Origin of the sequence: Aminobacterium colombiense DSM 12261 (assembly GCF_000025885.1) — a bacterium.
Lineage (GTDB): Bacteria > Synergistota > Synergistia > Synergistales > Aminobacteriaceae > Aminobacterium > Aminobacterium colombiense.
The window spans coordinates 1,347,512-1,360,003 of record NC_014011.1 but is presented as its reverse complement, the minus strand read 5'-3'; the positions used below and the strand labels follow the sequence as shown (position 1 = coordinate 1,360,003).

The following is a 12,492-nucleotide window of genomic DNA, read 5'->3' as shown; positions in this document are numbered from 1 at the left end:
AGAAAAAATAGAGGAGGGGCATTGATGATTAATAGCGACAGTTTGGTTGCTGTTATTGTTGCCTGTAAACAATACTTTCCTGAGCACTGGACAGATGAAAAGTATGATGGGCGGGAATCAAATCAGTGTAAAAACACTCGATTTAAACACTGATTTTAAGAATATTAAACTGCGGCTGGATAAGATTATCGAGGCACACTTAGAAGTGTCTAAAGAGGTAATATAGTAACCAATATGTTTGTTGAGTCGCTCCATATCCATATATTCCTTGAGCCCCATTTCGTCGATGCCATGCGGCAAAATATTGCCGCATCAGCGCTAGGGCCAAATTCCCATTTGGGAAGTTTCAACGCCCCCTCTTGTTTTGTTTTCTCAGAGATCGTTTTATTATTCCAATGGCGTGAATCTATAGCCAAGTTTTGAAATAGTCTTTTACATGTCTGTGCTTTTTTTATGATAAAATATATAAGAAAATATTACCAAATAGGTAATAAAAGTTGGTTGGAAAATGATAAAAGTGGTGGAGATTTTGGAGGTGAGTCCTCATTATGAGTAAAACTAAAATTATCGATGCGAGCAGAATAGAATATGGTGATATTTTAGCTTTTCATCCGGGTTGCTACTTGAAAGAACTAATTGATGATATGGAAATAACACAGGATGAATTTGCAAAAAGGGTGGGGACATCTCCAAAACATTTGAGTAATGTCTTGGCCGGGTCAGCTTCTTTATCTGAAAACCTGGCGATGAAGTTATCCATAATGCTTGGTACGAGTGCAGGTCTATGGTTAAATTTGCAAGCTAAATACGAAGAGAAATGTATCGAAATCGAAGAAGAAAAGAAATTAGAAGAAGAAAAAGAATATGCCAAAATGATTCAATATAAGTATTTTGCGGCATTAGGTGTAGTGCCAGAAGAGAGAAGAGTTACAGAGAAGATAAAGAATCTTTGTAAGTACTTTAAGATATCCTCTCTTTCTCTATTGAGCCAAGAGCATTTCCTAGTCGATTTTAGAAACAACATTGAGAATCCAAATATAAAAAATAGGGTTAATTCCAATGCATGGCTCCAGACGGCTATAAATATTGGAAAAGAAATCGATGTGGCCCCATATGATAAAAAGAAACTGGAATCTAAAATTCCAGAAATAAGAACGATGACTATAAAAGACCCTCAAGTATTTTATCCAAGGCTAAATGGAATTTTCAAATCTTGTGGCGTTGCGTTTGTAACCTTGCCTCATCTGCCATCTTCTGGAATACATGGAGCAGTGAAGTGGTACAACGATCAAAAAGTGTTGTTAGCAATAAGCGATAGGTTGAAATCATCTGATATTTTCTGGTTTTCTTTATTTCATGAGATAAAACATGTTTTACAACGAAGAAAAACGATGACTATAGTGACAGAAGATAGTATGTCTCAGACGGGGAATTTGATTCGGAAATTAGAAGCTGAAGCAGATGAATTCGCAAGGGAGACTCTCATCCCTAGGGGAAAATATCTTGAGTACGTACAATCTCGGATTTTTACTGAGCAGAGCATAAAACGATTTGCCGAAATGATTGATGTACACCCGGGTATTGTGCTTGGAAGACTGCAAAAAGATGAGTATGTGCATTATAGCAAATTTAATTATTTAAAAACAAAATATACGATAATTTTCACCTAGCTCAAGGAGTACGCCATTAGGCAAGGTTTTTCTTTTATTTCATGCTCATCCGCTCCACATACTCTTTCAACACAGTTGCGTTGTTTTGTTCATTGTTTTTTGAGCTGTAGAGCAGGGTTACTTTTTCAGATTTTGCGCGAATTACAAGGGCACGAAGGGTGTCATGCTGGTTTTCTAGCTCTTCTATGTATTGCTTTTCAAAATCCTCCCAGCTAAGGTCTCCGCTGTGGAAAGCCTTGCGAAGGCTGTTAGATGGGGCGACTTCCTTCATCCATTCATCCACTTTTGCCTTTTCTTTTGATAGGCCTCTGGGCCACAGGCGATCCACAAGAATGCGGTATCCATCATTGACATCTGGCTCTTCATAGATTCTTTTCAGCGATATAACCATGTTCTTCCTCCTGGTGTTGAAGTGCTTGCTTTAAAAAGGAGGCCGCACCACTGGCTCATGCGGCCTCTATCTACGCGCTGTTTTGCAAGCAGGTTTTGTCTATAGCTGTGAGTGTTTCTCCTTTATTTTGTCGGCAAGGGCATCTAATGCTTTCAGGTCTTCTTTCCGTGGGAAGCCTTTGCACATGATGGTGTCGAGCACTTCTACCTTCAGATTCGGAATTAATCCGGCGATCTGTTCCACCGCTTTGGTTCCCCAGCCGTAGGAACCGATAATAGCCGCATATTTAACCTTTGGTTTTAATGCGTTGGCGAGCTGGGTTACAGAGAAGACCACAGGATGAGGCCCGTAGTGCACTGTCGGCGTTCCGATTACGATGGTGGCAGCGTCCACCAGGGCCATGGCAAGCTTGCCAATATCCGTTGAGGACAACTCGAATTTCTCAACTTTGATACCCCGCTCCGCTAGAGAGCTTACAAGGTAATCCACCATTCTTTCTGTGCTTCCATGCATAGAGATGTAGGGGATTACCACTTTGTTAGAGACCTTGTCAGAAATCCAGTCGCGATAATGGTCGAGGATGCATTGGGGCTTATCGTAGATTGGGCCGTGGCTGGGGGCGATAAGCTCAAAGTCGAGATTCTCGATCTTTTCCATGTTTTTTCTGATTATTGTGTGGAAGGGCATCATAATCTCCGCATAGTAGCGTTTTGCAGCCTCGCACACATAGGGGTCGTCCCCTGCGTAGAGGTCTGATGTCGCAAGATGGGATCCGAAGAAGTCGCAGGTAAAAAGAATCTTTTCCTCCTTCAGGTATGTAACCATGGTTTCAGGCCAATGGACCCAGGGGGTGTAAATAAAGGTCAGGTTGCGGTCTCCCAGTGATAGGGTTTCGCCATCTTCAACGATTTTGATTCTTTCTCCGGCAACGCATAGGTGATCGATGAGCAACTCTTTGGCTTTCTGTGAACAGACCAGTTTTGCCTCAGGGTATTTTTCAAGAATCACAGGAATGGATCCAGAATGGTCCTGTTCGGCATGATGGGATATAAGATAGTCAATATGGGGAATATCCTTCAGCTGTTCAAGCAGAATATCTACTTTGGCAGGGTCTACTGTGTCGATTAGGGCTGTCTTTTCAGATCCCTGAACAAAGTAGACGTTATAACTGGTTCCGTCGGGAAGGGGGATTAGAGAATCGAAAAGTCTTCTGTTCCAGTCAATTGCTCCCATCCATTGAACTCTGTCGCTTATGTTCCTCGGCTTCATAGGCACTACCTCCCTTTCTCTTTTCTCAGTTTTCTATTTCCACAGGAACCCAGGCGAGCCCAAAGACCTTGATGTTAATATTGGTGCTTTGGGGACGGACAAGATGTTCCTGGGTTGCCTCCCTGTATTTCTCCATGCTTTCTGTAAGTTTCTCTATTTCTTCATTCAAACTTGCTTCAAGAGCGGCTAATTGTTCTTGTATGAATTGGGTTTTTTCTTCGGCTCTTGCTATGTCCATCTTTTCTTTTCTGAGCCTGCCCGCTTTTGAAAGGGCGGAGCCCATTCTATAAGTGGAAGTGGCAGTAAGGCTTTTTCTGCCGAGCAGAGCGCTTGCAATGGCTGAGCCAAAGGATATGACAGTATCGATGTTTCTGTTCTTGGCCTGTTCGCTTTCTCTTGCAATGGCCTGTTCTGCCGCCATGAGCTGTTTTTGGAGGGTCGCCATTTTACTGTCATATTTTTTTCTTAGTTTTTCAATTTCCATATCCCTTTTTTCTCTCAGGGCTTCCTCAACCCGTATTTCAAAATCCCCTCTGCCCTCTCCGGGTGAACTGGCAAGCTTCAAAGACTGATTTTTGAAGATTACAAGAGGTTTATTCTGACGTATCCATCGTTGAAAGGCTTTTTCCCACTTTTTATAATTGCTGGGATTAGCCATAGCTGCCGGAAGCTCAAGAAACTTCAATTGCTCGTTGCCCTCTCTGCAAAGATCCCCCTCATCAAGTTCAAGGGCGTTCTCCCAGTTTGGTTCAAGGGTATTGTGTGGGGCTTCTGCCCCCAATAGGCAGGCGATTCTTTCTTCAATGCCCAGTTTTGGGTTCGAATAGTAAATGTCACCGCTACCTACGATAAAGGGTTTATATGCCCAGGAATCGGATGTGACAGGAAGATCAACAAAGAATTCATTGACATCAGGTGAGATGGCCGGCTTAACAGGGGAGGTGTATCCTTTTACGCCTCTGGTTCTTTCCATGGCCGGTTTAGCCCCTTCAACATGGGGTTCTTCTTTTCTTTCTTCCATAATAGAAGATATCTGCTCCCGGGTGAGCGGCCCTCTGAGATATGACATGGCCCATCGTGAAGTAAAAATAGAAGGGCTGTTTTCGTGAACATTGTTGAGGAGGAACTCTCTTTTCTTCAAACCCGTTATGGCCTTGTCGAGAAATTGGCGGTCATACCCTGACGCATTTTCGAGCCGCTCCAACCCTTCGAGTACGCGGTCTTTATCTCGCTGGGTCTGAAGGCGCCCTATAAACCAGGTTCCTATGTTTGAAAGTCCTTTGTAATCCAGATCCACGGGGTTCTGGGTAGCTAAAACAACTCCGATACCGAAGGCCCTAGCTTGCTTGAGCAGGGTGATGAGAGGTTTTTTTGAAGGTGGTTCTTTTACGGGAGGCATATACCCAAATACCTCATCAATGTAAAGAATGGCTCGAAGGCTTGGGGTTCCGGTCTGAGTTCGCATCCACCCGACTATTTCGTTGAGGACCATGGAAATAAAGAACATTCTTTCGTTGTCAGAGAGGTGTGAAACTGTAAATATCGAGGCCCGGGGCTTCCCTTCGGGAGAGTGAAGGAAGCTGCCTATTTCAAGGGGAACTCCGGTCATCCATTGGTTAAAGGCTGGGGACGCCAATATCTGGTTCAGAGCAAGTGCCAGTTTGAACCGCTCGCTTGGGGGGTAAAAGGTGTCTGTGGGCATAACTCCAATTTGGGCAAAAGGAGGGGTCTGAATTCCATTTATGATCATTGGCAAATCTACATCTTTGCCGTTTCTCCAGCTTTGCTCAAATATCTTTGATATGAGAAGGTGTTCCCTTCCGGAGAGGGGGTCAGATTCAATGTTTAGAAGAGAGAGGAGTGTGGATGTAGTGTTTTGAACCTTTTCTAAAAAAAGGTCATGATCGTTGATGATTTTTTCAGAGGGGCATCTGAAAGACCCGAGCACGTTTACTTTTATGCCAGAATTGCTTCCCGGAGTATAGATACTGAAGCTGACAGATTCCCTCATCTTTTTTATTCTGTCACCGTCTATTCCCCACCCGGCAAGGCCCTTTTTCCATTTTTCTGCCTCCCTGGCAGCATATTCAGAAGGGGGAAAACCTTCTGCAGTCGCATTTTCTATGTTGATCCATGGCAGAAAATCTTCTGACCGCTGTTCTGGAAATGATAGAAGAAGGTTGGTAATGTCCCCTTTGGGGTCGATGGCTATTACGGGAATGTTATCCATGAGGGCTTCTTCCAGAAGGGCTATGCCAAGGCCGGTCTTTCCGCTGCCTGTCATCCCTATGATCATTCCATGGGTTGTCAGGTCCTTTGAATCATAAAGCACTAAATTATCGCTCACTTTACCACTTTGGGGTTCTATTTCTTTCCCCAGATAGAATTTGCCCATGAGTTCGAAGTTTTCCATCATCATCCCTCCTGTTACTCCAATGTCTATGCACTACTATAATCTATTTCTCTAATATTTATTATAAAGTACCATATTTATATCAGTTAACAAAGTTTGCACAAGATGGTTTCAGAGTGATATTCTTACATAAACAATTCTCTGTGCTATGTCTTGTACGTTGAACGGCACAACTCTTCATATCCGCCTCGTGTATATCCTTTAAAGATCTTGCCTGCAAATTAAATAGGAGGGTCTTGTGTGCATGAAATCCTTAAAGAAGCTTTTTTCAGATAGAAAAGATAAGCGAAGATATATGAGAACAACGCTTGTTTTTGTGCTTCTTTTTGTTTCGCCTCTTCACTTTGCCTCCGTTAACGCTTTTGAACATCAAGGGCAGGTCTCCCTCTGGGGAGTTTATAATGACAACATAGACGGGCAAATGGGGTTCAGATATATTCCTGAGGTGACCTGGAGCGGGAGTATTAGCGATGCGCTTACGATTGATGCCCTTCTTTCCCTGGATATTCATACGCACACCACCTTCGATTCATTTAAAGAGGTGGGGGATAATTTTGACGTAGATTTGTACCGAGCTTGGGGGCGATTATCCGGCGATCGATACGAGGTGCGCCTTGGTCTTCAGAGGATAAATTTCGGACCGGCCCGCATACTCCGTTCTCTCAAATGGTTTGATCAGCTTGATCCGCGAGATCCATTGAATATTACAGATGGTGTATATGCCCTTCTTGGCCGATACTACTTTCTCAACAACTCGAACATCTGGATATGGGGGCTATACGGCAATGATGATCTAAAAGGGCTGGAAACCTTTAAAACAGATGGGGATAGGGTGGAGTATGGCTTCAGGTATGAGTTTCCTGTTCCAAAGGGGGAAATGGCTTTTACGTACCACAACAGACGGGTTGATAAACACTGGTGGAGTAGAATTCAGCCAGACATACTTATGGGCGGAGTGGAGAACCGTTATGCTATAGACGGCAGCTTTGATATTGGCATAGGCTTATGGTTCGAAGCTGCTTTCAGTGAGTTAAAAAAGGATTCCAGTCATTCCCTTTGGACGAGGCATCTCACTATTGGGGCCGACTATACCTTCGATATTGGCCCGGGCGTTCACATTCTCGGGGAACATTATTTGCGATCCACTGGTAGCGGTATAAGGGAACTGGAAACCGACTCTCGAATATCGGCAATCTCAGTGGATTTCAGCACGAGTGTTCTCGATACCATTACACTCATTGCATATTATGACTGGCAAAAAGACGAGCTGTACCCCAACCTGAGCTGGCAGCGCACCTACGACGACTGGCTTATAAACGTAACTGCCTTTCACAATAGCTGTGATACTGAGAGCGTTTACTCCGGAACAGGCATAATGTGCACTATATTGTATAATTATTAACGTACGTGGCATAAAGGGGGTCTGTTGATGCCGATAGTGAATATAAAAGAGCTGACAAAGAGGTATCCTATGGGGGATCATACGTTTACGGCTCTCAGCAGCGTCGATCTCGAATTTAAAAAGGGTGAATTCTGCGGATTGATTGGGCCCAGCGGCTCTGGCAAGACTACGCTGTTAAACATTATTGGCGCTCTTGATGCTCCCTCAGAGGGCAGCGTTGTTGTCATAGACAGGAATGTAGAAAACTTGTCCCATAAGGAATCCGCTCAATTGCGGAACCACCATATCGGTTTTATTTTTCAGACGTACAACCTTTTTCCTGTCTATAACGTTTACGAAAATATAGAATTTCCCCTATTGCTTCTTAAAATACCTCAAAAGGAAAGGAAGGAAAAGATATTTGATGCCCTGGAGTGGCTTGGCTTGACAGACAAGATCGATTCGAGGCCTTCGCAGCTTTCTGGAGGGGAGTGTCAGCGGGTGGCGGTGGCCAGGGCCGTAGTGAAACGACCAGAATTGATCTTAGCTGATGAACCTACCGCTAATCTCGACAGTGAAAACTCTTACAATATTTTGGAAATGATGGTGAGGCTCAACAAAGAACTTGAAACCACCTTTATTTTTGCCACCCATGATGAAAAGGTGATGAAATATCTCAGGAGGAAGATCCATTTGTTCGATGGACGGGTCGCGCAGGATGAAATAATTTCTGAAGGAGCCCACTAGGATGCTTGGCGCGAAACTGGCGTTCAGAAACATTAAAGAGGCTGGCCTCAGAACGTGGCTCAATGTGGCTGTTCTTGCCCTGACATTTATTGTTATCGTGGGCTTTCAGGGCCTCTACACAGGCATTCTTGCCCAAAGTTCCAGAGCTATGATTGAAGATGAGGTGGCTGGGGGGCAATACTGGCACCAGAATTACGATCCATACGATGTGCTGTCCATTGATGATGGCCACGGCATTGTCCCAAATGGTCTGGTGCAAATGATAGAAAATAAAAAAGCTGTGCCCATCCTTATCCGTCAGGCGACGATCTATCTTTTGGGGCGAGCCCAGGCTGCGGAGCTTAGAGGCATCGAGCCTTCACAGACAATTTTAAACATTCCTTCCCACACCCTTTATGGTAAAGAGGGCGAATTGCCCATCCTTATAGGTAAAAGAATGGCGAAGAACAAAAACCTTTCCATTGGCGACTATGTGACAATACGCTGGAGGGATGTTCACGGAACCTTTGATGCCATGGAAGGGAGAGTAGTGCACATTATGGACACTCAGGTTCCCACTATTGATAGCGGAATCTTGTGGGTGCCCCTTGAAGAGCTGCGTCAAATGACGGCTTCGGAGAATGAAGCCTCTATAGTCGTCGTTAGCCGGAATATCGACCAGATAGAAACGTTCCCCCCATGGCATTTTAATACGCAGGCCTTTTTAATAAGAGACCTTACCGAAATGATAAAGACGAAACGAATTTCCGCCTCAATTATTTACATAATTTTGTTATTCCTGGGCATGCTCGCAATTTTTGATACACAGGTGCTCTCTATCTTCAGGCGAAAAAAGGAGATTGGAACATTAATAGCCTTAGGCATGACAAGAATGCAGGTAGTTATGCTTTTTACTATGGAAGGCGTGATTCAGGGAGTGCTGGCGATTTGCGTTTCATTGATTTTCGGAATGCCTCTTTTATCTTTCCTCTCTGAAAAGGGGCTGTCTATACCCCAGATAGTAGAGGGATATGGTTTCGCCCTTTCAGATAAACTTTACCCCATATACTCAGCAGAGCTTGTTTTAGGAACAATGGTCTTTCTTATGGTGATCGTAACGATTATCAGCTTTTTGCCCTCGAGCAAAATCGCAAAGCTCCAGCCCACAGAAGCGTTAAAGGGGAAAATATCATGATTATTTTTATTCTGAAGGGATTAATGAGAGACCGATCACGCAGCCTGTTCCCCGTTCTTATGGTCACCGCCGGGGTTTTCTTAACTGTATTCCTCTACTGTTTCATGGAAGGAGCCATGGGGGATTTGATAAGCTCCACGGCGAAGTTTGATACGGGCCATGTAAAGGTTATGACAAAAGCATACAAAGAACTCTCAGACCAGATCCCCAATGATTTGGCCATCATGGGAGTAGAAGACCTGCTCTCTTGGCTGAAAAACAATGAAGAGAACATGTTATGGACTGCGAGAATTCGTTTTGGAGGGCTTCTTGATATCCCAGACGAAAGGGGAGAAACGAAGGCTCAGGGTCCCGCCTTTGGCCTGGGAATAGATCTTTTTGGCGAAAACACTCCCGAAAAGGAACTTTTCAATATAGAGAAATCCATTGTGCGAGGCCATTACCCCAGCCAGCCAAACGAAATATTGATAAGCGATGAATTTGCAAAAAAACTTGGTGTGGATATAGGCGGCACCGTGACCCTTATTGGATCAACCATGTATGGATCTATGGCATTTTATAACTTTAAAGTTGCCGGGACGGTGTTTTTCGGCATGATTCCCATGGATAGAGGCACTGTAATCGCTGATATCAGAGATGTGCAAAATGCCCTTGACATGGCGGATAGCGCAAGTGAAATCGTGGGGTATACGCAGGATATGCTTTACTCAAATGATCGTATGAAAAAGGTGGCTCAGCGGTTTAATAAGGAATTTGCAAGGGAAGATAATGATTTTTCTCCTCTAATGACATCCCTTGGTCAGCAGGATAATTTTGAGGAATACTTGCGATATGCTGGAGCCGTAGCAAGTATTATTGTTGGTATTTTTGTTTTGGCCATGTCTATTGTTCTTTGGAACTCTGGTTTGATGAATGGCCTGCGTCGATACGGAGAAATTGGGGTTCGCCTTGCCATGGGTGAATCGAAGGGGCATTTATACCGCGGGATGATAGTTGAATCATTGATCATTGGGCTCATAGGGTCAATTTTAGGAACCGCTTTAGGACTCGCCATTTCGTATTACATGCAATACACGGGAATAGACTTTGGTGAAATGATGCCTAAATCCAGCATGTTCATATCAAATGTCATACGAGCCCAGGTGACGCCAGCCAGTTACATTATAGGATTCTTGCCGGGAGTTTTTGCCTCTGTTCTGGGGGCCATGTTTGCTGGCATAGGCATCTATAAGAGAGAAACGGCCCAACTTATTAAGGAGCTGGAAATATGAAGAAATTGATCCTTTTGTTATTACTGATAACCCACTGTGCCATTGCCTACGGAGAAGAGCTTTCCGGCATTGGCATTCTTGAGAAAGTGGATGCTAACTATATTGCCGATAACCGGAAGGTTATAAGCACCATGATCGTAAAGGGAAGTAGAGGCATGCGAACCATGCAGGCCCAATCCTGGGTGCAGGGTATGGATAAGGCGTTCAGCGAATTCCTTTCCCCTCCTAGGGACGAGGGGACAAAAATGCTCAAGCTTGGCGATGAACTATGGATATATACGCCAACCACAGACCGTACAATTAAAATAGCAGGCCATATGCTCAGGCGTTCTTTGATGGGGTCCGATATATCTTATGAAGATTATATGGAGGATCCCAAATTGAGTAATTTGTATGACGTTGAGCTCGTTGGTGAAGAGAGTTTCAGCAATCGAGACTGTTATGTTCTTGATCTCATTGCCAAAGAAGAAGGGTTGTCGTACCATTCTCGAAAATTGTGGGTAGATAAAGAAAACTATCTTCCTCTGAGAGAGGATCGTTTTGCCAAAAGTGGCAAACTATTAAAAACCTTTTTGATTGACGAGGTTTTCAAAGTTCAAGATCGGTGGTATCCCAAGAAGGCTACGGTTAAAGATGCCCTGGCCTCAGGTGAGGGTACGGAATTTATCATAGAGGCTATTGAATTTAACGTTGAAATACCTGACTACATCTTCTCTAAGGCATCATTGCGAAAATAGCCAGAACGTGGTTAGTGGCAATCTATCCCAAAGGAGAGAAAATAAGGGATGACATTGACAAGGGCCAGGTGATGATGAATCCACGAAGAAAGCTTTTGAAAAACTTGTTGGTTTACCTGATCGCCCAGAAATTCTGGCCTAGGGGCAAGGATATTCTACGAACGTTGAAACCAAAGGGGCGAATTCCCTTCCAGAGGAGGCATAAATGATGAAGTTGAAAAAAGTTGATGCTCAGACGTTGCTTGAATTTACCACTGAAGTTCTTAAATCTTTTGGCTACCCGCAGGCCCAGGCTGATATAACCGCAAAGGTTTTGGTTGAAGCTGACGCGAGGGGCATCCCTTCTCATGGGGTTGCGCGCCTTGCGATGTATAAGAGAAATGTAGCGGGAGGATCCGCCAGGCCAGCAGCAGAACCTGAAGTTATTCATGAAACCCCCGTTTCTCTTTCTGTAGACGGGAAACATGGAATAGGACCCTATATATCAAAGTTTACTATGGAGAAGTGCCTGAAAAAGGGGCTTGAATCAGGAGTCTGTTTTGGTTCTGTAAAAGATTCCAACCATTTTGGGATAGCTGGTTATTGGGCTGATATGGCGACATCCCGCAACATGATAGGCATGGCCTTCACGAACACTCTTAAATGCGGCATTGTAACAGGGGGAAGAGAAAGGCTTCTTGGAACAAACCCTATAGCGGTAGCTATACCGAGAGATAATAAAGAATCATTCCTTCTCGATATGGCCACCACAACAGTTGCTCACGGAAAGATTGAAGTGTATGGCAGACGGAAGAAGGAGATGCCTATTGGCTGGGCCGTGGATGAGTATGGTAAAAACTCATCTGATGCCCGTCATATTGAAGATCTTATTCTCTCTAAAGAGCCTTTTGGAGGGCAATTATACCTTGGCGGAGAGGGCGAGATGTTAGGCGGTCACAAAGGATATGGCCTTGCTCTTCTTGTAGAGCTGTTGTGTTCAGGTCTTTCTCTTGGAACCTGGAGCAGGTACACTTTCCAAGGTGGGGAAGGGTCAGGAACCGCCCATTTCTTTGCAGTTTTCAGACTTGATTTGTTTGGAGATGCGGAAAAAATTAAAAAGCATGTTGATTCTATTCTTACTGAAATTCAGAACAGTGAAAGAGCACCGGGCTATGACAGAATCTACGTTCACGGAGAAAAAGAATGGGGGAACAGGGCTGTTTCTATAAAGGATGGAGTTCCTCTTGATGCAGCTACGTGCACTCTTCTTGAGGGCTTTGCCAAGGACTACAACATACCCAGCCTCTTTAATTAAAACCTGCATATACGAAAATAGAAAGCAAGTTAAAGAGCCCAGCCGATTAACAGCGGCTGGGCTCTTTTGCACGTATCTATACAGTGAAAGTCCGGAATGGGGCTAGCCGCCCCATCCTGTTCGTTTTTACCAAGTGTTCTGGATT

General features: G+C 44.2%; 11 protein-coding genes. 8 read left to right on the top strand and 3 right to left on the bottom strand.

Translation table 11 applies throughout. The annotated features are described in order from the left end of the window. Nucleotides 1-24 precede the first annotated feature (24 nt). Together AMICO_RS10390 and AMICO_RS06800 are read left to right on the top strand one after the other, a co-directional pair. Nucleotides 25-153, top strand: coding sequence for a hypothetical protein (locus AMICO_RS10390; RefSeq protein WP_273015597.1), 129 nt, complete (start codon nucleotides 25-27; stop codon nucleotides 151-153). A 395-nt stretch (nucleotides 154-548) separates the two neighbouring features. Then, nucleotides 549-1,670, top strand: coding sequence for a HigA family addiction module antitoxin (locus AMICO_RS06800; protein WP_013048715.1), 1,122 nt, complete (start codon nucleotides 549-551; stop codon nucleotides 1,668-1,670). A gap of 34 nt (nucleotides 1,671-1,704) precedes the next feature. Here AMICO_RS06800 and AMICO_RS06795 read toward each other — a convergent pair whose 3' ends face one another. The 3 genes from AMICO_RS06795 to AMICO_RS06785 all read right to left on the bottom strand — a co-directional run bounded on the left by AMICO_RS06795 (nucleotide 1,705) and on the right by AMICO_RS06785 (nucleotide 5,743). Next, nucleotides 1,705-2,061, bottom strand: coding sequence for a DUF488 domain-containing protein (locus AMICO_RS06795; RefSeq protein ID WP_013048714.1), 357 nt, complete (start codon nucleotides 2,059-2,061; stop codon nucleotides 1,705-1,707). A 99-nt stretch (nucleotides 2,062-2,160) separates the two neighbouring features. Then, nucleotides 2,161-3,330, bottom strand: coding sequence for an FprA family A-type flavoprotein (locus AMICO_RS06790; RefSeq protein ID WP_013048713.1), 1,170 nt, complete (start codon nucleotides 3,328-3,330; stop codon nucleotides 2,161-2,163). Between the two features lie 25 nt (nucleotides 3,331-3,355). Beyond that, on the bottom strand, nucleotides 3,356-5,743 hold the full coding sequence (locus AMICO_RS06785; RefSeq protein ID WP_013048712.1) for a helicase HerA domain-containing protein: 2,388 nt from the start codon (nucleotides 5,741-5,743) through the stop codon (nucleotides 3,356-3,358). 244 nt (nucleotides 5,744-5,987) lie between these two features. Between AMICO_RS06785 and AMICO_RS09970 the strand changes: the two genes are divergently transcribed. From AMICO_RS09970 to AMICO_RS06750, 6 genes are all read left to right on the top strand, one after another. Continuing rightward, the gene (locus AMICO_RS09970; RefSeq protein ID WP_013048711.1) at nucleotides 5,988-7,145 is read left to right on the top strand and encodes a hypothetical protein; all 1,158 of its coding nucleotides are present in this window, start codon (nucleotides 5,988-5,990) and stop codon (nucleotides 7,143-7,145) included. Nucleotides 7,146-7,172: 27 nt separating this feature from the next. After that, nucleotides 7,173-7,871, top strand: coding sequence for an ABC transporter ATP-binding protein (locus AMICO_RS06775; protein ID WP_013048710.1), 699 nt, complete (start codon nucleotides 7,173-7,175; stop codon nucleotides 7,869-7,871). Between the two features lies 1 nt (nucleotide 7,872). Further along, nucleotides 7,873-9,045, top strand: coding sequence for an ABC transporter permease (locus tag AMICO_RS06770; protein ID WP_013048709.1), 1,173 nt, complete (start codon nucleotides 7,873-7,875; stop codon nucleotides 9,043-9,045). Continuing rightward, nucleotides 9,042-10,316: an ABC transporter permease gene (locus AMICO_RS06765; protein WP_013048708.1), complete on the top strand. Its 1,275-nt coding sequence runs from the start codon at nucleotides 9,042-9,044 to the stop codon at nucleotides 10,314-10,316. The genes AMICO_RS06770 and AMICO_RS06765 overlap by 4 nt, the downstream gene beginning before the upstream one ends. Then, nucleotides 10,313-11,053 carry an outer membrane lipoprotein-sorting protein gene (locus tag AMICO_RS06760; RefSeq protein ID WP_013048707.1) on the top strand — a complete coding sequence of 247 codons (741 nt, stop codon included), beginning with the start codon at nucleotides 10,313-10,315 and terminating at the stop codon, nucleotides 11,051-11,053. The genes AMICO_RS06765 and AMICO_RS06760 overlap by 4 nt, the downstream gene beginning before the upstream one ends. Before the next feature lie 208 nt (nucleotides 11,054-11,261). Beyond that, entirely contained in the window at nucleotides 11,262-12,347 is a 1,086-nt protein-coding gene (locus AMICO_RS06750) for an Ldh family oxidoreductase (RefSeq protein ID WP_244392390.1), read from the top strand. Nucleotides 12,348-12,492: the final 145 nt, after the last annotated feature.

What these genes read in the sequence shown, in the direction of transcription:
- AMICO_RS10390 (WP_273015597.1), top strand. Translation starts at nt 25, where the DNA reads ATGATTAATAGCGACAGTTTGGTTGCTGTTATTGTTGCCTGTAAACAA.
- AMICO_RS06800 (WP_013048715.1), top strand. Translation starts at nt 549, where the DNA reads ATGAGTAAAACTAAAATTATCGATGCGAGCAGAATAGAATATGGTGAT.
- AMICO_RS06795 (WP_013048714.1), bottom strand. Translation starts at nt 2,061, where the DNA reads ATGGTTATATCGCTGAAAAGAATCTATGAAGAGCCAGATGTCAATGAT.
- AMICO_RS06790 (WP_013048713.1), bottom strand. Translation starts at nt 3,330, where the DNA reads ATGAAGCCGAGGAACATAAGCGACAGAGTTCAATGGATGGGAGCAATT.
- AMICO_RS06785 (WP_013048712.1), bottom strand. Translation starts at nt 5,743, where the DNA reads ATGGAAAACTTCGAACTCATGGGCAAATTCTATCTGGGGAAAGAAATA.
- AMICO_RS09970 (WP_013048711.1), top strand. Translation starts at nt 5,988, where the DNA reads ATGAAATCCTTAAAGAAGCTTTTTTCAGATAGAAAAGATAAGCGAAGA.
- AMICO_RS06775 (WP_013048710.1), top strand. Translation starts at nt 7,173, where the DNA reads ATGCCGATAGTGAATATAAAAGAGCTGACAAAGAGGTATCCTATGGGG.
- AMICO_RS06770 (WP_013048709.1), top strand. Translation starts at nt 7,873, where the DNA reads ATGCTTGGCGCGAAACTGGCGTTCAGAAACATTAAAGAGGCTGGCCTC.
- AMICO_RS06765 (WP_013048708.1), top strand. Translation starts at nt 9,042, where the DNA reads ATGATTATTTTTATTCTGAAGGGATTAATGAGAGACCGATCACGCAGC.
- AMICO_RS06760 (WP_013048707.1), top strand. Translation starts at nt 10,313, where the DNA reads ATGAAGAAATTGATCCTTTTGTTATTACTGATAACCCACTGTGCCATT.
- AMICO_RS06750 (WP_244392390.1), top strand. Translation starts at nt 11,262, where the DNA reads ATGAAGTTGAAAAAAGTTGATGCTCAGACGTTGCTTGAATTTACCACT.